The following is a 19,248-nucleotide window of genomic DNA, read 5'->3' as shown; positions in this document are numbered from 1 at the left end:
CGCGATTGCTGACGCCTGCTGTCAGCAATGAGATCGATGGGCCGATGTGCATAGTGGGCATCGCAGGAGCCTGCAGGCATCATGTCGACATCGTTTGATGGCAACGGCCCCATGTCCCCACGTTCCGCAGTTGGCCCGCTCGCCCTGGCGATCGGCGTGTTGATGATCAGCATGGTCTCGTACCAATGCGGTGCCTCGCTGGCCAAGCATCTGTTTCCCGTAGTGGGAGCACAGGGCGCGACCGCGTACCGACTGGGCCTGAGTGCGCTGATCCTGTTGCTATGGCGCCGCCCATGGCGCCGGCTGGGGCATCAGCCGAACTGGGGCGCGTTGTGGGCCTACGGGCTTTCGATGGGCGCCATGAACCTGGTGTTCTACATGTCGCTGCGCACGATCCCTCTCGGCATTGCCGTGGCGCTGGAGTTCACCGGGCCGCTCGCACTGGCGTTGTTTCATTCGCGCCGGCTGATCGATTTCCTGTGGATTGCGCTGGTCGTCGTCGGCCTGGCCTTGCTGCTGCCATTGCAGGCGACGTCGAAAGCGCTGGATCCCATCGGCGTGATGTACGCGCTCGCCGCGGGCCTGGGCTGGGCGCTGTACATCGTGTTCGGCAAGAGGGCAGGTGATGCGCACGGCGCCGACGCAGTCACGTGGGGCACCTCGATGGGCGCCTTGCTGGCCATTCCATTTGGCGTTGCCCATGCCGGCAGCGCACTGTTGTCGCCCGCCTTGTTGCCTTACGCGCTGGGCGTGGCCTTGCTCAGTTCGGCGCTGCCGTATTCGCTGGAGATGATCGCGTTGACGCGATTGCCCGCGCGCACGTTCAGCACCTTGCTCAGTCTTGAGCCGGCCATCGCCGCGGTGGCCGGCGTCGCGTTGCTCGGTGAGCGACTCACTGTCCTGCAATGGCTCGCCATCGTGGCGATTATTGTGGCGGCGGCGGGCACGGCGTTGAGTGTGCGACGCGTTGAAGTGAGCGATCCGCCCCTGGTGAATTGATCGACGCGAGCGATCGCGGTTGCACCGACGGCGCGCTGGAGCACGCATCGTCGTCTCACGCACGGATGCCTTCCGCGCCATCACATTTGCCTCGCCACCATGGTGTAACATGGCGCCGCAAGTACTTCCTCGCTTCGCGAGTGATGTGCGGCGTTCTCAAGACCGCACGCTTCGCTCCCTTTCACTTGTGCCCCGTTGTTGCGGGGACGCCCCTGGGAGCATCCATGCCAGGCTATTGCACGCTTCACGACTTTGTTCCCGCCGGGGAGCAGGGCTATTTTTCGCACGCTGTTGCCGGCGCCTGCGCCGACAAGGCGGTGCACGCATGACCGCGTCGCAACTCTCGCCAAAGAAGGTCTCCGGTTGCTCGACCTGCGATGCAGTGTGCTGCCGACTCACCGTCGTGCTGCAACCCGAAGACAAGATTCCTTCGCACCTTACCACGCAGTTGCCCAGCGGCTTGCATGTAATGAAGCACGATGAAGACGGCTGGTGCGTCGCGATCAATAGCACGAAGATGAATTGCGGCATCTACGAGACCCGCCCGTCGATCTGTCGCCGCTTCGTGATGAATGGGCCTTATTGCAAGGCCGTTCGCACCGAATATGCCGAAGAGCGTGCTTTGGCGGCCGAGCAGGCGCAAGCTTCTGTCGTAGGCAAGGTCGCCTGATCTTGCTGCCGGTCGCGAACGTCGATCCGGTGCATCCGTAGAACGTACGTGTCGATGGTGCAGTCAGCGCACTCGTCATCCTTCCCACTTGAAACTAACGAGGACTCCCTTGCCAAAGCCGAACTATTCCTTCGAGAAGCGTCAGCGCGAAATTGCAAAGAAGAAACTGCAGGACGAAAAGCTCGCCAAGAAAAAGGCAGCGAAAGACGTCGCGGTGCCCGAGAAGCGTTAACTCGCTTGAGTTGGTTTGCTGGCGGCTGCATTTGACAGATGCAGCCGATGACTCGCTACAGCCTTGCCCAGCTGAGTCATCCGAAAAAAGGCCAAAAAAAAACCCGGCTCAAGGCCGGGCTTTTTCTTGGTCGGACGGCTAGATCAGACGATCTGCACGTTCTCGGCCTGCAGGCCACGCTGGCCCTGGGTCACGATGAACGACACGTTCTGGCCTTCCTGCAGGCTCTTGAAGCCCTGCGACTGGATCGCGCGGAAGTGGACGAACACGTCCTCACCGCTCGAACGGCTGATGAAGCCGAAGCCCTTGGCATCGTTGAACCACTTGACCGTACCGGTTTCTACCTGAGACATGATTTTTTCCTTGAAACGAATGAAGCCGCAGAGCGGCGAAAAAGCTGGTCACAAGGCGGAAACGGGTACAACGGTGTAGGTAACTTCAATCTACAGCATCGGGCCACATTTATGGTGACCCTTGAAACTCAGCCCGCCCACAGTAGGGGGCAGGGCTTGAAAAAGCAAATGAATAATGACCGCGCGTTCACTTGCATCGCTTGTAAATGCGCCGTTTTGCGGCGGGAAGCGAGTCTGCGCACCGTTCTTGGCCATGCGCACTCAATGTTTGTCGCGCTCGTCAGCTCGCCGGATAAGGCATGCCATGTTGGGTGCAAATCCAGTCGATGGTGCCCAGCAGCCAGTCCGTATCCTCGGCACAGGAATGTGCAAGCACGTCGGAAAAAATGCATTCCGTCGATTGAAAGAAGTCCGCGTCGGTGGGGTGCGACGCATGCAGCATGGTGATCGATGCGTCGAGCCGACTCATCGTTTGACGCAATTGTTGACGTGACTGGTTCATGGCCTGGCCTCCGCCATTGGGCATGGGAGGCAGAGAAACGTCTCTCTCGGCGGCGCCGAGCGCACCCTGTGTCGCTCTTCTGCCGTTCGAATCTGCGCGCATCGCCGTTAGTTGAGGGTTACGAACAGCGGGGCACGCAGGGCCGGCGTTTAGCGCCTTGCCTGCAGGGTGCCGGAAAACCTAACAATCGATCGCCCAACAGAGAGTATGGTCGGAGGGGTCATGGAACATCCGAAGCGCACCGCGGGTGCGATGTGTTCCTGGGCCACTCCGGGTGAGGGATTCGCATGATGAACCCCCGCAAGATCCTGACCGCCGGGCAATGGACGTTGTTGCGTCATGTGGCGACGGCCTGTCCGTTGCCATTGAGGGCTACCGGTGGTCTTTGCGATCTCCGCTGCCTGCTTAAAGAAGGCTTTGTCTCCGTCAGGGACGCCAGAGTATGTGCAACACGGACGGGAATTGAGGCTCTTTGGTATCACTGCCTGCACTAAGTCGTCGCTGATTGGTTCCTTATGCAGTCATCGTTGTGCCCAGCCTCGGCTGGTGGGCATGCATCCGTCACCTTCCAAGGAATTCTCATGAAGCAACCTACTGAGCCGCTCTCTCTGGCCCGTATCCACGACGTCTACAGTGGAACTTCAGTCAAGCGGGAATCGAGTGACAAGAAGCTCAGCTATCAAACCACGCAGCGGTTTGCGCGCGAAGCCAGTCATCCCGGCCTGGCGCCGGGTCGTCCTCTCGCACCGAACACGCGTCATCGGCGCTAACCGCGCTGGTTGCATGGCGTGACGATTGGGGTATGGGCTGTCGTGCAGATCACGACGGCTGCATACCCCTTCGTTTATGCGCAAATCGCCTTGGTCGAGCGGCCTTGTCCGGCGCCTGGCGACTTCACGGTGTCCCAAAACAAAACAGCGCTTTACGCCGAGTGGCATAAAGCGCTGTTGTTTTGTAGAGATTGGTGGAGCCAGGGAGGATCGAACTCCCGACCTCGTCATTGCGAACGACGCGCTCTCCCAGCTGAGCTATGGCCCCACACGAGCGGAAGATAGTAGCAGCGCCGTTTGGGGTTCGCCAAGCCCCTGCCAGGACCTTACGGGAGCAGGGCGCTGAGCGGTTCGAGAAGGATCTGGCGACGCCAGCCCTCGAGGAATTCGGGCCACTGCGCAGTCACCACGTATTCCTCGAGCACCTTGCGCGGACACAGCAGGCCCGGGGGCAGGTCCAGCTCGCTGGCGGCCTTGTCCACGCAGTCCTTCATGGCGGGCAGGGCACGTTTTGCTTCCCCCTGCGGCGATTCGGGAATGGTTGCGGTCGCCGCGATTTCGTTCTCGTCCACCGGGCGCAGCAGCAGCTCCAGCAGTTCGGTGCGTTGCGGCGAGCGCAGCGCGCGCTGGCCGCGCGTGCGGCTGTCGAGTTCGGCAGCAGAGTGCGGTAGTTGTTGCACCAGGCTCATGGCGGCGGCGTCCTCCAGCAGCCAGGGGCGCGGGCGATCGAGCGTGCGCGCGGACTGGTCGCGCCACAACAGGATGCGGCGGAGCAGGGCGCGCTGGTCGGGGCGCCAGTCCGAGGCACTGCGAAAACCACGCTGCGGCTGGGGATCGCCTTCGCGATAGCAGGCGCGTTGCTTGAGTCGCTCGCAGTCTTCGGCATGCCATGCCGTTCGGTCGCGCTGGATGAGTCGCTCGGCCAGCTGTTCGTGCACTGGCTTGAGATAGACCACGTCCAGGGTGGCATAGGCGCGTTGCGATTGGGTCAGCGGACGCTGCAGCCAGTCCGAACGCGTTTCGCCCTTGTCGAGCTCGGCGCCGGTCAACTCGGCCACCAGGGCACGATAGCTGATGCCCAGGCCCATGCCGACGAAGGCTGCCGCAATCTGGGTATCGAACAGCTGGCGCGGACCATGCGGCAGGAACGGCGACAAGGCCTCCAGGTCTTCGCTGGCGCTGTGCATCACGGTCACCACATCGCCGCCGCCGATCTGCGGCTGCAGCGCATCGCCCATGTCAAAGGCCACCGGGTCGACCAGCGCGTAGCGCCCATTCCAGCCCAGCTGGACCAGGGCCAGCTGCGGATAAAAGGTATTGCGTCGCATGAACTCGGTATCGAAACCCAGCGCGGCATCGCCCGGCAGATCCGCGAGCCAGGCCTGCAGATCGTCGCGACGCTCGATCCATGCGGCGTCGGGCGCCAGGGAAGATTCTTGATGCATGCGTGATCCTGAGTCGGGACGTGCGTCTGTGCATTGTCCTGACATCGGTTTGTGCCTATGGTTTAGATCGCCCACCATAGCAGGCCGCCCAGGGACGCCCAAACATGCCGAGCAAGGAAACCGTACGACGACAGCGAGCCCTAGGCGGAGCCCTGGGTGTCGTCGTGCTGGCGCTCGCACTGGTCTATCACTTTTTCCCGCGCGTGCTCCACGTTGAGCCGTCGGCGACCGCAACGCATCGCGCCATGAACCTGGGGCCGGCGGCGGCTGTGGCGCCGGCGACGAGCACGCGGCCTGAGCCGTCCGAAGTGGATGCCGGTCCGCCGCTGACGCTGGCGCCCACCGATGTGGTGGTGGCGCGACTCAGCAAGAAGAACACCAACCTGCCCGAACAGCTCAGTGCCGATACGCCCGAGGTGGAGGCCTTGATGACGAAGGCCGACAAGGCCCTCAAGGCCGGTCAGCTGGCGGGCAACGAAAACAGTGCCGTGGCCTTGTATGAGCAGGCGCTCAAGCTCAAGCCCGACAGCCGCCGTGCCGCCCAGGGTTTGTTTGAAGTGCGCGAGCGGCTGGTGGCAGAAATCAACCAGAGCGTGGCGGTGGGCGATGCGGATGCGGCCAGCGATCTGCTCGACACGCTCAAGCTCATTCCCGACGCCACCGACGACGTGAACCAGCTGCAGGCAAAGCTGAAGACCCTGAGCCAGGTTCGCCCGCTGTTGGCCAAGGCGGCCACGCTGCTGCAGCAAGGCAATGCGGACCAGCCGCCCGGCAACAATGCATTGGAGCTCTATCGGCAGGTGCAACAGCTGGATCCGGACAACGCCGTGGCCGCCCAGGGCACCCTGCAGGTGCAGCGCGCCGTACTTGACCGCGCCCTGGCGGCGGTGGCGCAAAACGACTTCAAGGCGGCCGACCAGGCACTGACAGAGGCTGCGCAAATCGCACCGGACTCTCCCGCCATGCGCGATGTGCATACGCGCGTCGATACCATGCGCGTGGCCCGGGCCAATGGATTGCTTGGGCAGGCGCGGTCCGCGCTGGACTCGGGCAACCTGACCATGGCTCAGCAACTGGCCGACCAGGCCAAGGCGATCAGTCCCGATCTGGCCGGGCTCGACGAATTTGGCGAGCGCATTACCAATGTGCGCCTGTATGCCAGCTACAAACCGGGACAGGTCTTCACCGACCGGTTTGCCGACATGCCCGGCCAGACGCCCTCGATGGTGGTCATTCCCACCGGCAGCTTCCAGATGGGCGCGCCCGACAACGAGGCTGGCCGGGAAGATGCCGAGACGCCGCAGCACGAGGTCAGCATCGGCAAGGGCTTTGCGCTGTCGCGCACGTCGATCACCGTGGGGCAGTTCCGCGAATTCGTCCGCGCCAGCGGTTATCAGCCCGACTCGATCAAGCTCGGCGGGGCGAGCGTCTATGACGAGGGCACCGGCGCGATGCGCGACGACACCAGCGCCAGCTGGCAGGACGACTACGCCGGCCGCAATGCCGATAGCCGGCTTCCCGTGGTCAATGTGTCGTGGAGCGACGCCAAGGCCTACGTGGACTGGTTGAGCCAGCGCACCGGCAAAACCTATCGTCTGCCCAGCGAGGCGGAATTCGAATACGCCCTGCGTGCCGGGACCACCTCCCGTTACTGGTGGGGAGACGGCACGCCCAGCGGCAAGGTCGAGAATCTCACCGGCTCGGGAGATCGTTCGCCCAGCGGCCGACGCTGGAGCAATGCGTTCCAGGGTTATCGGGACGGCTACTGGGGCCCGGCGCCGGTGATGAGTTTCGCGCCCAACGCCTTTGGTCTGTATGACATCGACGGCAACGTATCGGAGTGGGTGCAGGACTGCTGGCACGACAGCTATCTGCGCGCGCCGCGTGATGGTGGCGCCTGGGTAAATCCGGGCTGCGGCTCCCGTGTGGTCCGCGGCGGTTCCTGGGGCAGCTCGCCCGAACAGGTGCGCTCGGCCTACCGGCAGGGTGTCGATGCCAGCGTGCGCAGCGGGAGAGTCGGCTTCCGCGTCCTGCGCGAGCTCTAGAGGCAGCGCGGGACGCGGCACATCAGAGCTTTCTGCAAGGGCGCTTGCCCGCTTGTGCTGCGCCCCACGCGACCCGTAAAATGGCCTGCTTTCGTGTAAGGGAATCATCGACTTAGGGGCGGAGCGCCCGGAGGCTGGCGGGGCGGGGCGTACGGGCATTTTGCCCGTCTATTCCCTTGGAAATCCGATGCTTACGGAAACTTCCTCTTAGTAGTTCTGATGCGAAAGTGGCGGAATTGGTAGACGCACTGGATTTAGGTTCCAGCGGGTAACCCCGTGAGGGTTCGAGTCCCTCCTTTCGCACCATCCCTTGAGTTTTTCTTTTTGCAGGCGGCCCCGGGCCGCCACGCGCCTTTGACGGGCGCACTTACAGGTACACCAGGAGACGTCATGCAGGTTTCGGTTGAAAACGTCGGCAAGCTGGAGCGCAAGCTCACGGTGAAATTCCCCGCGGAGCGTTTCGAGTCGCAGGTGAATGCTCGCATCGTCGAAATGGGTCGCACCGTGCGCCTCAAGGGCTTCCGTCCGGGCAAGGTGCCCACTGCAGTGATCCAGCAGCGCTTTGGCGACCAGGTGCGCGGTGAAGTGCTCTCCGACCTGATCGGCAGCACGCTGCGCGAAGCCGTCGCCCAGGAAAACCTGCGTCCGATCGCCAACCCGTCGATCGACACCACCGGTCGTCCGGTCGAAGGTGAAATCGCCTACACGGCCACCTTCGAAATCATGCCGGAATTCCCGGAAATCGACGTCGCCACGCTCGCCGTGACCCGTCCGGTCGCCGAAGTGACCGACGCCGACATCGAAAAGATGATCGAGACCCTGCGCCTGCAGCGCCGCAGCTTCGACGATGTCGAGCGCGCCTCGGCCGAAGGCGATTTCGTGATGTTCGAGTACTCGGCCCAGGCCGATGACTACCGCTTCCCGGCCGAAGGCCTGGAGCGCGCCGGCAGCGTGCTGGGTTCGGGCACCCTGTTCAAGGCGCTCGATGAAGTGCTGACGGGCCGCAAGGCCGACGAGGAATTCGACGCCGAAGTGGCCTTCCCGGCGGATTTCCGCAACGAGAACCTGGCCGGCAAGACCGCCCAGTGCCACTTCAAGATCATCAAGGTGCAGGAGCCGAAGCTGCCGGAAGTAAACGGCGAATTCGTTGCCCTGTTCGGCATCGACGATGGCGACCTGGAGAAGTTCCGCAAGGAAGTCCGCGCCAATCTCGAGCGCGAGCTCAAGGCCACCCTGATGGCCCGCCTGAAGTCCGAAGTGGCTGAAAAGCTTGCCGATGCCCACCCGGACATCGACGTGCCGAACGTGATGGTGCAGTCCGAGGCGCATGCCCTGGCCCAGAACAGCATCCCGCGCGGCCAGCAGGTTCCGCCGCAGCTGATCGAGGCCGCCACCCCGGTTGCCCGCAAGCGCGTCATCGCCGGTCTGCTGATGGGTGAGATCGCCCGCAAGCAGTCCCTGGTCATCGACCGCAGCCGCGTGGCCGAGCAGCTGGCCGCCATCGCCTCGACCTACGAAGAGCCGGAAAAGGTCATTGAACTGTACAATCGCGACCCCCAATTGATGTCTGGGCTGCAGAATCGCGTGATGGAAGACCAGGTCGCAGAATGGGTGGCGGATCACGCCTCCACCACTGTGCAGAATCTTGGCTTCGACGAGGTGATGCGCCCGGTCAACGCCTGAGGCATTCTTCAGGCCAATACACCGGAGAGCGACACGCATGGCTATGGACCCGATCCAAAACCTCAACCTGGTACCGATCGTCGTTGAGCAGACCGCTCGCGGCGAGCGCTCGTACGACATCTATTCGCGCCTCCTCAAGGAGCGCGTGATCTTCCTTGTCGGCGAGGTGAACGATCAGGTGGCCAACCTGCTGGTCGCGCAGATGCTGTTCCTYGAGTCCGAAAATCCGGACAAGGACATCCATCTCTATATCAACAGCCCGGGCGGTGCCGTCACCGCCGGGTTGGCGATCTACGACACCATGCAGTTCATCAAGCCCGATGTCAGCACCATGTGCATCGGCCAGGCCTGCAGCGCCGCGTCGCTGCTGCTGATGGCTGGCGCCAAGGGCAAGCGTTATTCCCTGCCCAATTCGCGCGTGATGATCCACCAGCCGTCGGGCGGCGCCCGCGGCCAGGCGACCGACATCGAGATCCAGGCCCAGGAAATCCTGTACCTGCGCCGCCGCCTGAACGATATCTACGTTCAGCATACCGGCCAGCCGCTGGACAAGATCGAGCGGGACATGGAGCGCGACCGCTTCATGAGCGCCGAGGCGGCCAAGGAATATGGCCTTATTGATCAGGTCCTCGATCGCCGCGCCGTCGAGACGGTGAAATCCAGCTGATTTCACGTTCCTGGTACCAGGTTTGCAAGCGGTTCCGCGTCTCGCTGCAGACGCGGAACCCTGTGCTATTCTCAAACCGCAATCGATTTATCAGCAGGATCCAGGCATGAGCGACGACCGGCAGGGCCGTTCCAACGACAGCGGCAAGATTCTCTACTGCTCCTTCTGCGGCAAGAGCCAGCATGAAGTGCGCAAGCTGATCGCGGGTCCCTCCGTGTTCATCTGCGACGAGTGCGTAGAGCTGTGCAACGACATCATCCGCGAAGAGCTTGAGGAAAAGGCCGCCTCCGGGCGCAGCCAGCTGCCCAAGCCCCGCGAGATCATGGAAACCCTCGACCAGTACGTAGTGGGCCAGACCCGCGCCAAGAAAGCGCTGGCCGTGGCTGTGTACAACCACTACAAGCGCATGGAGTCGCGTTCCAAGAGCGACGATGTCGAGCTGGGCAAGTCCAACATCCTGCTGATCGGGCCGACCGGCTCGGGCAAGACGCTGCTGGCCGAAACGCTTGCGCGCCTGCTCAACGTGCCGTTCACCATCGCCGACGCCACCACGCTGACCGAAGCCGGTTACGTGGGCGAGGATGTGGAAAACATCATCCAGAAGCTGCTGCAGAAGTGCGACTACGACGTCGACAAGGCGCAGTCGGGCATCGTGTACATCGACGAAATCGACAAGATTTCGCGCAAGAGCGAAAACCCGTCGATCACCCGCGATGTGTCCGGCGAAGGCGTGCAGCAGGCGCTGTTGAAGCTCATCGAAGGCACGCTGGCTTCGGTGCCGCCGCAGGGTGGTCGCAAGCATCCGCAGCAGGAATTCCTGCAGGTGGACACCAAGAACATCCTGTTTATTTGCGGCGGTGCGTTCGCCGGTCTGGAGAAGGTCATCCAGCAGCGTTCGGATTCCACCGGCATCGGCTTCTCGGCCGAAGTGCGCAGCAAGGAGCGCAGGGAAAACCTGGGCAAGGTGCTCGCCGATGTGGAGCCGTCGGATCTGGTGCGCTACGGCCTGATCCCCGAGTTTGTCGGCCGCCTGCCGGTGGTCGCCACGCTCGACGAGCTCGACGAGCCGGCGCTGGTGAAGATCCTCACCGAGCCGAAGAACGCGGTCACCAAGCAGTTCAAGAAGCTGTTCGAAATGGAAGGCGTGGAACTGGAGTTCCGCCCGGAAGCGCTGCAGGCGATTGCCCGCAAGGCGCTCAAGCGCAAGACCGGTGCACGCGGTCTGCGCACCATTCTCGAGTCGGTCTTGCTGGACACCATGTACGAGCTGCCGTCGCTGGAGCACGTCAGCAAAGTGGTCGTGGACGATGCCGTGATCGAAGGCCAGGCCGAGCCGTATCTGATCTATCGCGGCAACCTCAAGCAGCCGCGTGCAGCGGGTGAGGGTGGCGACGCCGCCTGAGCAGTTCACGCGCTTGAGTGATCCCATGGCCTCGGCAGATTTGCCGGGGCCATTTTGTTTGTGCCGCCGCTCATGCACTTGTGTGAGTGACCCTAAGGCACCACTTGACGTACAGATGCACCCGGCGCAGTGTCGGTGCAAAGACGACACATCACGAGAGATTCTCTTCGATGGCAAAGACCGCCCCCAATCCCCAAGCCACCGGCGCCACCCTGGATGCGCTTCCAGTGTTGCCGCTGCGTGACGTGGTGGTTTATCCCCATATGGTCATCCCGCTGTTCGTCGGACGTGACAAATCCATGCGTGCGTTGGAGCGCGCGATGGAGGGTGAGCGTCAGATCCTGCTGGTGGCGCAAAAAAGCCCGGACATCGACGATCCCAAGATCAGCGACCTGCACCAGATCGGCACACTCGCCGGCGTGCTGCAATTGCTCAAGCTCCCCGATGGCACCGTGAAGGTGCTGGTCGAGGGCCAGTCGCGCGTCGAGATCGAAAATTACAACGAAGACGGCGGCATGCTGACCGCTACGTCGCGCGTGATCGAGCCGGTGTACAGCTCCAAGGAACGCGAGCTCGACGTGGTGTCTCGCACGCTGATCTCGCTGTTCGAACAGCTGGTCAAGCAGAGCCGCAAGCTGCCGCCGGAAGTGCTGGCGACGCTGTCGGGCATCGATGATCCCTCGCGCGTCGCCGACTCGATCGCGGCGCACTTGTCCGTGCGCATGGCCGACAAGCAGAAGGTGCTGGAAACCTCTGACGTGGGGCAGCGCCTTGAATTGCTGATCGGCCTGGTCGACGGCGAAATGGATTTGCAGCAGGTGGAAAAGCGCATCCGCGGCCGCGTCAAGTCGCAGATGGAAAAGAGCCAGCGCGAGTACTACCTCAACGAACAAATGAAGGCCATCCAGAAGGAGCTCGGCGAGAGCGAGGAAGGCCCCAACGAAATCGAAGAGCTGCAAAAGAAGATCGAAGCCGCTGGCATGCCCAAGCCCGTGCTCGCCAAGGCGCGCGCGGAGTTCGGCAAGCTGCGCCAGATGTCGCCGATGTCGGCCGAAGCCACCGTGGTGCGCAACTACCTCGACTGGCTGGTGGGCGTGCCGTGGAAAAAGCGCAGCAAGGTCCGCAAGGATCTGCAGCTGGCGCAGGAAGTGCTCGACGCCGACCACTTTGGCCTGGAGAAGGTCAAGGAGCGCATCCTCGAGTACCTCGCCGTGCAGCAGCGCGTGAACGCGATGAAGGGCCCGATCCTGTGCCTGGTCGGTCCGCCGGGCGTGGGCAAGACCTCGCTGGGTCAGTCGATCGCCAAGGCGACCAATCGCAAATTTGTCCGCATGAGCCTGGGTGGCGTGCGCGACGAGGCCGAGATCCGCGGCCACCGTCGCACCTACATCGGCTCGATGCCGGGCCGCATCGTGCAAAATTTGAACAAGGTGAGTTCGAAGAACCCGCTGTTCGTGCTCGACGAAATCGACAAGATGTCGATGGACTTCCGCGGCGATCCGTCCTCGGCGCTGCTGGAAGTGCTCGATCCCGAGCAGAACCACGCCTTCAACGACCATTACCTCGAGGTTGATCTGGACCTGTCCGAGGTGATGTGGATCGCCACGGCCAACTCGCTCAATATCCCGGGCCCGCTGCTGGACCGCATGGAAGTCATCCGCATTCCGGGGTACACCGAGGATGAGAAGCTCGGCATCGCGCAGAAATACCTGCTGCCCAAGCAGCTGAAGGCCAATGGCCTGAAGTCGGACGAGCTGAGCATCGACGAGGAAGCGGTGCGCGACATCGTGCGTTACTACACGCGCGAATCGGGCGTGCGCAACCTCGAGCGTGAGATCTCCAAGATCTGCCGCAAGGTGGTCAAGGAACTCACCCTTGGCCAGATCAAGAAGGCTGCCTCCAAGGGTGCCGCAGCGAAGCCGGTCGCAGCCGTAAAGACGGCCAAACCCAAAGCCAAGACGCCGGGTCGGGTCGCGGTCACGTCGGCCAATCTCGAGCAGTATCTGGGTGTGCGTCGCTTCGACTTCGGCCGCAAGGAATTGCAGAACGAAGTGGGCCTGGTCACCGGTCTGGCCTGGACCCAGGTGGGCGGCGACCTGCTCAGCATCGAGGCCTCGGTGATGCCGGGCAAGGGCCGTCTGGTGCATACGGGCCAGCTGGGCGACGTCATGAAAGAGTCGATCCAGGCGGCCTTGTCGGTGGTGCGCGCGCGCGCCGATCGCCTGGGTATCGAGCCGGATTTCCACGAGAAATACGACATCCATATCCACGTGCCCGAGGGTGCGACGCCGAAGGACGGCCCGAGTGCTGGCATTGCCATGTGCACGGCGCTGGTGTCGGTGTTGACCAAGGTGCCGGTGCGTTCCGAAGTCGCGATGACCGGCGAGATCACCCTGCGCGGCCGCGTGCTGCCGATCGGTGGCCTCAAGGAGAAGCTGCTGGCGGCGCATCGCGGCGGCATCACCACCGTGATCATTCCGGAAGAAAACAAGAAAGACCTTGCCGACATTCCGGACAACATCACGTCCTCGCTGGATATCCATCCGGTGCGCTGGATCGACGAGGTGCTGGACATCGCGCTGGAGCGCCCTCTGCATCCGCGTCAGGCCGCCGACGGTGACAAGCCGAAGGTGGACACGCCGCACGAGGAGGCGCAGGACCAGGAGGCTTACACGCGGCCTCATTGATCCGTGACAAGCATCACCAAAGACGGGCGGGAAACCGCCCGTTTTTGTGCCTGGATCACAGCCCGCTGTGCCGCTGTCGCATAGCGTTTCAGCACACACTTTGCAAGCGTTCGCGGACCATGCTGAACCGCGCGAACCCTTGGTATTGCTTGTCATTGCGGACCCTTGGGGCCACTGGTATAAAGGCGACACCGCAGCCTGACGCCAAGCATGGTGCGCAGTGATGCGGGATTGCTTGGTGATGTCCCGGTGTCTGCCATGAGGTGACGTCGCCTGGTCCCAGAATGACCATGCGGGCTGCATAACCGTTTAAGGGAGTGTCTCAATGAATAAAACCGATCTGATCAATGCCATTGCCGAGAAGGCCGAACTCACCAAGGCTGACGCCGGCCGTGCTCTCGAAGCGTTCTTCGAGACCGTGCAGAAGGCGCTGAAGAAGGGTGACGATGTGTCGGTGGTCGGCTTTGGTACCTTCACCGTGCGCAAGCGCGCTGCCCGTACCGGTCGCAACCCGCGCACCAATGAGACGATCAAGATCAAGGCCTCGAAGGTTCCGGCATTCAAGGCTGGCAAGACCCTCAAGGATGCCCTAAACTAAGCGGCTACTTGCTTAGTTTCGGGTGCTTAGCTCAGCGGTAGAGCGTCGCCCTTACAAGGCGAGGGTCGTAGGTTCGATCCCTACAGCACCCACCAGTAATAAGTGGAGCGGTAGTTCAGTCGGTTAGAATGCTGGCCTGTCACGCCGGAGGTCGCGGGTTCGAGTCCCGTCCGCTCCGCCACAGTTCGCAAGGGCGCCCGTGTGGCGCCCTTGCCATTTGCGTACCCCGCACTTTGTGCGCCGAACAACGAGAGCCCGGGAACATCTCCATGCTGCAGGCATTGCGTACCAAGCTTCACGGATGGCCGTCCATCGTCATTCTGGGTATTTGCGTTTTCGCCATCTCGTTTTTCGGCATCGAATCGTATTTCTCATCGCGGAACGACACGTATGTCGCGATGGTCGGAAAGCACGAAATCAGCCAGCGCGATTACCAGGACCGCGTCAACGAAGCGCGCCGGGACGCCATGGCTCGCGCAGGCGAGCAGTTCGATGCGGCCGAGTTCGAAAAGCCCGAAACCAAACGCCTGATCCTCGATCAGCTGATCAACGAACAGCTGCTGCGCCAGACCAACGACGCACTCGGCCTGCGGGTTTCCGCCGTCGAGCTGCGTGACCGCATTTCCAGCCAGCAGGCTTTCCTGGTCAACGGCCAGTTTGATCCGGCGACCTATCGCGCCATTCTCGCTGCGCAGAACATGACGCCGGCGATGTTCGAGAACAGCCAGCGCGCATCGCTTGAGCCGGGCATCTTGCCGCGCGCCATCATCGCCAGCACCATCGTCACCGACGCCGACATGGACCGTTACCTGGGCCTGCTGTACCAGCGTCGCGACCTGCGCTGGTTCGCGCTGCCGCGTCCCACGCTGACCGACACGGAAGTGACTGACGCCCAGCTCGATGCCTATTACAAAGAGCACCAGGCCGACTTCATGAGTCCGGAGCAGGTCTCGCTGAAGTACATCGAGGTCAATGGCGCCGATCTGAAGATCGATGCCCAGCCCAGCGAAGACGAGCTCAAGAAGCGTTACGAAGATCAGAAGCAGCGCTTCGTGCAGCCCGAGCAGCGCCTGGTCTCGCACATCCTGGTGAACGTGCCCAAGAACGCCACGCCGGATCAGCAGAAGGCCGCGTTGGCCAAGGCGGAAAAGATTGCCGCCGAAGCGACCACGGACAACTTCGCCAAGCTGGCCGAACAGGACTCCGACGACCTGGGTTCCAAGCGCTCGGGCGGCGACCTGGGCTGGCTGGAGAAGGGCGTGACCAACGCCTCGTTCGACTCCGCGCTGTTCGCCTTGCAAAAGGGCCAGATCTCCAAGCCGGTGTTGTCCGACGAGGGTTACCACGTGCTGTGGCTGCGCGATGTGCGCAGCGGCGATGCCAAGCCGTTCGCCGAAGTGCGCGATCAGATCGCCAAGGATTACCTGAGCACCGAGCGCGACCGCCAGTACAACGAACTGGCCGGCAAGCTCACCGACCAGACGTACCAGAACCCCTCGACGCTGGACCCCGCCGCGCAGGCGCTGAACCTGCCGGTGAAGACCACCGAGCTGTTCTCCCGCAAGGGCGGCCAGGGCATCACGGCCGATCCCAAGCTGGTCCAGGCCGCGTTCTCCGATGACGTGCTGCTCCAGGGCAACAATTCGAGCCTGATCGATCTGGGCTCGGATCACGCCGTGGTGGTGCGCGTGGACAAGCACCTGCCGGCTGCAGCCCGCCCGCTGGCCGACGTGCGTGACCAGGTGCGCCAGAAGATCCTCGACGAGCGTACGGCTGCTGAAGAGCAGAAGCGCGCCGACGCCTTGCTGGCCCGCGTGCAGAAGGGCGAAGACATGCAGGCAGTCGCGGCATCGGCCGGTGCGACCGTACAGGCTGTGCCGGAGGCGATCCGCATGCAGCAGGGCGTGGCTCCGGAGGTGCTGGAGCAGGCCTTCCTGCTGCCGCATCCGGCCGCCGGCAAGGCGCAGTTCGCCCGCGTCGCGCTGCACGATGGCAGCTATGCCCTGGTGGGCGTGGACAAGATCCAGGACGGCGACCTGAGCAAGATCTCCGCCGAACAGCGCAGCACGCTGCGTCAGCAGATGGGCCAGGCTTACGGCATCCTCGCCACGCAGGCCTACATCGACGCGCTGAAGGCGAAGACCGAGATCAAGATTGCCGCCGATCGCATGTAAGCGAGTTGCCGGCAGACAGAACAAGGGCGACCCATGGTCGCCCTTTTTTTATGAGGTGACGGCGCGTGATGCGGGCGCCGTCAACGAGCCCGGCTTCAACCCGGTGCGCTGATCTTCAGCACCTGTCCGGGCTTTACCACCGCGCCTTGCAAGTGGTTCCACAGTTCCAGCTGCTTGATGTCCACCGAGTAGCGACGCGCGATGGACCACAGGCTCTCGCCGGATTTCACCGTGTGGGTGCGTTTGGTTGAATTGGCCTTGCCCGATGCTGCGCTGCTGTCGTCATCCTGATCGGCCGCGCTCAGTGCCGCGCCCAGGGGCGGAAGCGTCGCCGTGCCCGGCACGGTCTGGGCATTTGCGTTGCTCTGTGCCGACAGCGAATTGCGGAACTGCTGCACCTTGTTGCTCGGCAGCATCAGATAGGGCGAGGCGTTGGTGTCGACCACGCCATTGCGAAACGCCGCATTCATGTCTTTCAGATCATCGGTCGACATGCCGGCATGGCTGGCAGCGCGAGCGATCGGCATGGAGTTGTCGATGTCTACCTTGACCAGCCGCTGCTCGGAAGGCAGCGTCGGCAGGCTGACGTTGAAGCGATCGGGTTCGCGGATGACGCAGGCGATGGCGAGCAGCTTGACCAGATGCTCACGCGTCACCGGCTTCACCGGCATCTTCGGGATCACCGGTTCGTCAGGCGGCGCGCCATGTTGGCTCACTACGCGCTTGATGCCGAACTCGCCTGCATTGAACGCATAGTCCACCAGTCGCCAGTCGCCGAGGTCGTCGTGATAGCGGCTTAGCAGCGCCATGATGGCGTCGGTGGCTGCGGGTACATCGAGGCGGCCGTCGAAGTTCCGGTCGACGCGTATGCCCATGGCATTGGCCGTGGACGGCATGATCTGCCACATGCCCGAGGGCATGCCTTTGCCGCCGGAGATCGGGCGATATTGGCTTTCGACCCAGGGAATCAGGGCAAATTCGCCGGCCACGTTGTGTCGCGCCGCCACCTGTTGCACATAGGCCAGGCGCGGAGCGGCGGCCGCGATCTGATCTTCGAAGCGCTGCGGGTTGCTGGTGTAACGGCGAGCCCACGCGACGATGTTCGGGTCGGCATCGCAGTCGGCCATGGCGAAACTGTTGCGCAGGTTCTGCCAGATATTTCCATCATCCACCACGTTCGCTGCGGCAGGCGCAGGTGCCGGGCGAATGGTGGTGCCGTGCGAGGATCCGGTTTGCGGTGCCGGCGTTGGAGCGGGAGTCGGCGGCGCCTTCTGCGCGGGGCCGGTAGCGCACGCCGCCAGGAAGACCGACGTGGCGAGGGGCAGGGGACGCAGGCGGCGGCTGATCTTCATCCGGTAAACACATCCTTGTTGGCCCGCAACGCCGCAAAACGCGCCACGCGATCGCCGGCCACGCCATGGCGTTGGCTCCATGCGATCACGGCATCGTGGTCCGTGCGGAGGAAGGGGTTGGTCGCATGCTCCGTGGCAAGCAAGACAGGCAGACTGGGTTGGTCGTGCGCTCGCAGTGCGGCCACTTCCTGCTGGCGCGCTGCAAGTGCGGGGTTGTGCGGCTCGATGGTTTGCGCAAAGCGCGCGTTGGCGGCGGTGTATTCGTGGGCGCAACACACCAGCGTGTTGGCCGGCAGCGCCGCCAATCGATCCAGCGACGCGAGCATCTGCCCGGGCGTACCCTCGAACAATCGCCCGCAGCCCATGCTGAAAAGCGTGTCGCCGCATAGCAGGACGCCTTCGCCGGTATAGGCGATATGGGTAGTGGTGTGCCCGGGTACGGCGATCACTTCAAAACGTGCTGACGGTGTGGCCAGCGTCACCACGTCGCCGTGGTTCACGCGATGCGTGGCGCAGGTGATGCGTTCGTCGCGCGGTGCATAGACCGGCACATCGTGCCGCGCAAGCAGCGCATCGACGCCGCCGATATGATCATGGTGATGATGCGTCAGCAGGATGGTGCAAAGCTTCAGGCCGCGCTGCATGAGCGCCGCCTCGACCGGCAGGGCATCGCCTGGATCCACGACGATGGCCTGTCCGGCGTCGTCGTGCAGCACCCAAATGTAATTATCGGCAAGCGCCGGTAACGGTACGACGTGCAAGGAGTGGTCCCTCCGCGGTTTCGTATCGACTGACGCAGGCCCTCCTGGCTTGCGCGAGTGGCCGACTATAAAGCCCCGATTTGGCTCGCTCGTTAGTGAGACGTTAACTGCTGGTGGGGAGGTTCAGACTTGCGGCCTCAGCCCTGGTATCTCTGTCGACCAGGACACGTTGTCGCCGGGCTGCCGGTACACTGTGCGTATCGATATGACCGGCCGGCCACCCATGTCTCAGCGTGACCAAGACATCTACAGCAGTGCCCCGTTGCGTAACCTGCTGGCCGAGGAGAGCGTGGCGCTGGCGCCCGGGCTGCAACGCTGCAGCGGCACCCACGCGCTGCTGATCAGCGTCTCGGCGGACGACAGGCCTCCGGTGCTGCCGCTGCTGGGCAACTGGACGCGGCTCAGCGTGGCAGGTGGGCAATATGCTGGCGACCTCACGGCGCGCGCGGACGAGCCGCTGCCGTTCGTCGACGATGCCTTCCATCTGGTACTGCTGCGCCATGCGCTCGAAGTCTCGACCACGCCGCAGGACATGCTGGAGGAGGCCTCGCGCGTGCTGGCGCCCGGCGGCGTGCTTGCGCTGACTGGCTTGCATCCTTTCAGTGCGTGGCTGCCCTGGATGATGTGGCGTACCCGCGGACATGCGCCCAGCATGCACTCGCCCTTGTTGCTTGAGCGCTGGGTGCGTCGCCGTGAGCTGGATATCGAACGTATCGAGCGCGTCGGACGACTGTGGCCGAGCAGTCATGCGGGGCTCGATGCCACCCATGCGCTGGGCGGTGGCTATCTGCTGATCGCCCGCAAGCGTCGCCGCATGGCGACGCCGATTCGACTGAAACCCAAAACATTGCCGGCCACGGTCAACGTGGGACTGGCACCGGGTGCCCGACGCAATGCGGCATCCTGAC

Annotated in this window: 17 protein-coding genes and 4 tRNA genes; 15 read left to right on the top strand and 6 right to left on the bottom strand. The window is 63.2% G+C overall.

Going from position 1 to position 19,248, the window contains the following annotated elements; genetic code table 11:
* Positions 1 to 111: 111 nt before the first annotated feature.
* The 3 genes from AC1DE1_RS02730 to AC1DE1_RS02720 all read left to right on the top strand — a co-directional run bounded on the left by AC1DE1_RS02730 (position 112) and on the right by AC1DE1_RS02720 (position 1,901).
* Positions 112 to 999, top strand: coding sequence for an EamA family transporter (locus AC1DE1_RS02730; protein WP_477175740.1), 888 nt, complete (start codon positions 112 to 114; stop codon positions 997 to 999).
* Positions 1,000 to 1,324: 325 nt separating this feature from the next.
* Positions 1,325 to 1,669 (top strand): YkgJ family cysteine cluster protein, encoded by a 345-nt coding sequence (locus AC1DE1_RS02725; protein WP_477175739.1) that lies wholly within the window; start codon positions 1,325 to 1,327, stop codon positions 1,667 to 1,669.
* A 109-nt stretch (positions 1,670 to 1,778) separates the two neighbouring features.
* Entirely contained in the window at positions 1,779 to 1,901 is a 123-nt protein-coding gene (locus tag AC1DE1_RS02720; RefSeq protein ID WP_441603207.1) for a hypothetical protein, read from the top strand.
* Positions 1,902 to 2,044: 143 nt separating this feature from the next.
* Here AC1DE1_RS02720 and AC1DE1_RS02715 read toward each other — a convergent pair whose 3' ends face one another.
* Complete coding sequence (locus tag AC1DE1_RS02715) at positions 2,045 to 2,254, bottom strand: cold-shock protein (RefSeq protein WP_121879590.1); 210 nt, start codon at positions 2,252 to 2,254, stop codon at positions 2,045 to 2,047.
* 280 nt (positions 2,255 to 2,534) lie between these two features.
* Positions 2,535 to 2,756 carry a hypothetical protein gene (locus tag AC1DE1_RS02710; RefSeq protein WP_441603208.1) on the bottom strand — a complete coding sequence of 74 codons (222 nt, stop codon included), beginning with the start codon at positions 2,754 to 2,756 and terminating at the stop codon, positions 2,535 to 2,537.
* Between the two features lie 581 nt (positions 2,757 to 3,337).
* Here AC1DE1_RS02710 and AC1DE1_RS02705 point away from each other — a divergent pair.
* The gene (locus AC1DE1_RS02705; protein WP_441603209.1) at positions 3,338 to 3,526 is read left to right on the top strand and encodes a hypothetical protein; all 189 of its coding nucleotides are present in this window, start codon (positions 3,338 to 3,340) and stop codon (positions 3,524 to 3,526) included.
* Between the two features lie 192 nt (positions 3,527 to 3,718).
* On the opposite strand, the gene AC1DE1_RS02700 is transcribed toward AC1DE1_RS02705, so the two are convergent.
* Both AC1DE1_RS02700 and rnd read right to left on the bottom strand, forming a co-directional pair.
* Positions 3,719 to 3,794: transfer RNA gene (locus tag AC1DE1_RS02700), tRNA-Ala, on the bottom strand.
* Positions 3,795 to 3,852: 58 nt separating this feature from the next.
* Entirely contained in the window at positions 3,853 to 4,971 is a 1,119-nt protein-coding gene (gene rnd, locus AC1DE1_RS02695; protein WP_441603210.1) for a ribonuclease D, read from the bottom strand.
* Positions 4,972 to 5,075: 104 nt separating this feature from the next.
* Between rnd and AC1DE1_RS02690 the strand changes: the two genes are divergently transcribed.
* From AC1DE1_RS02690 to AC1DE1_RS02645, 10 genes are all read left to right on the top strand, one after another.
* Positions 5,076 to 7,016 carry an SUMF1/EgtB/PvdO family nonheme iron enzyme gene (locus AC1DE1_RS02690; protein ID WP_477175737.1) on the top strand — a complete coding sequence of 647 codons (1,941 nt, stop codon included), beginning with the start codon at positions 5,076 to 5,078 and terminating at the stop codon, positions 7,014 to 7,016.
* Positions 7,017 to 7,237: 221 nt separating this feature from the next.
* Positions 7,238 to 7,322, top strand: a tRNA-Leu gene (locus AC1DE1_RS02685).
* A gap of 84 nt (positions 7,323 to 7,406) precedes the next feature.
* Positions 7,407 to 8,699: a trigger factor gene (tig, locus tag AC1DE1_RS02680; protein WP_441603212.1), complete on the top strand. Its 1,293-nt coding sequence runs from the start codon at positions 7,407 to 7,409 to the stop codon at positions 8,697 to 8,699.
* Between the two features lie 37 nt (positions 8,700 to 8,736).
* Entirely contained in the window at positions 8,737 to 9,366 is a 630-nt protein-coding gene (clpP, locus tag AC1DE1_RS02675; RefSeq protein WP_441603213.1) for an ATP-dependent Clp endopeptidase proteolytic subunit ClpP, read from the top strand.
* A gap of 106 nt (positions 9,367 to 9,472) precedes the next feature.
* Complete coding sequence (clpX, locus tag AC1DE1_RS02670; protein ID WP_441603214.1) at positions 9,473 to 10,768, top strand: ATP-dependent Clp protease ATP-binding subunit ClpX; 1,296 nt, start codon at positions 9,473 to 9,475, stop codon at positions 10,766 to 10,768.
* Positions 10,769 to 10,938: 170 nt separating this feature from the next.
* Positions 10,939 to 13,455, top strand: a complete 2,517-nt coding sequence (gene lon / locus AC1DE1_RS02665) for an endopeptidase La (protein WP_477175735.1) — start codon at positions 10,939 to 10,941, stop codon at positions 13,453 to 13,455.
* A gap of 325 nt (positions 13,456 to 13,780) precedes the next feature.
* Positions 13,781 to 14,053, top strand: coding sequence for an HU family DNA-binding protein (locus AC1DE1_RS02660; protein WP_019465590.1), 273 nt, complete (start codon positions 13,781 to 13,783; stop codon positions 14,051 to 14,053).
* A gap of 20 nt (positions 14,054 to 14,073) precedes the next feature.
* A tRNA-Val gene (locus AC1DE1_RS02655) sits at positions 14,074 to 14,148 on the top strand.
* 9 nt (positions 14,149 to 14,157) lie between these two features.
* Positions 14,158 to 14,234: transfer RNA gene (locus AC1DE1_RS02650), tRNA-Asp, on the top strand.
* Positions 14,235 to 14,322: 88 nt separating this feature from the next.
* A complete protein-coding gene (locus tag AC1DE1_RS02645) occupies positions 14,323 to 16,227 on the top strand; it encodes a SurA N-terminal domain-containing protein (protein WP_477175734.1) in 1,905 nt (634 codons plus the stop codon).
* Between the two features lie 95 nt (positions 16,228 to 16,322).
* Here the strand turns inward: AC1DE1_RS02645 and AC1DE1_RS02640 are convergent, their stop codons facing one another.
* Together AC1DE1_RS02640 and gloB are read right to left on the bottom strand one after the other, a co-directional pair.
* Positions 16,323 to 17,579 (bottom strand): LysM peptidoglycan-binding domain-containing protein, encoded by a 1,257-nt coding sequence (locus AC1DE1_RS02640; protein WP_441611252.1) that lies wholly within the window; start codon positions 17,577 to 17,579, stop codon positions 16,323 to 16,325.
* Complete coding sequence (gloB, locus tag AC1DE1_RS02635) at positions 17,576 to 18,340, bottom strand: hydroxyacylglutathione hydrolase (protein ID WP_477175733.1); 765 nt, start codon at positions 18,338 to 18,340, stop codon at positions 17,576 to 17,578. The genes AC1DE1_RS02640 and gloB overlap by 4 nt, the downstream gene beginning before the upstream one ends.
* Before the next feature lie 223 nt (positions 18,341 to 18,563).
* Here gloB and AC1DE1_RS02630 point away from each other — a divergent pair, with 223 nt between their 5' ends.
* A complete protein-coding gene (locus AC1DE1_RS02630; RefSeq protein ID WP_477175732.1) occupies positions 18,564 to 19,247 on the top strand; it encodes a class I SAM-dependent methyltransferase in 684 nt (227 codons plus the stop codon).
* Position 19,248: the final 1 nt, after the last annotated feature.

The sequence above is a fragment of the Dyella sp. 05T440 genome (assembly GCF_056395965.1).
The sequence above is the reverse complement of the archived record's forward strand: the minus strand, read 5'-3'. Positions and strand labels throughout refer to the sequence as shown.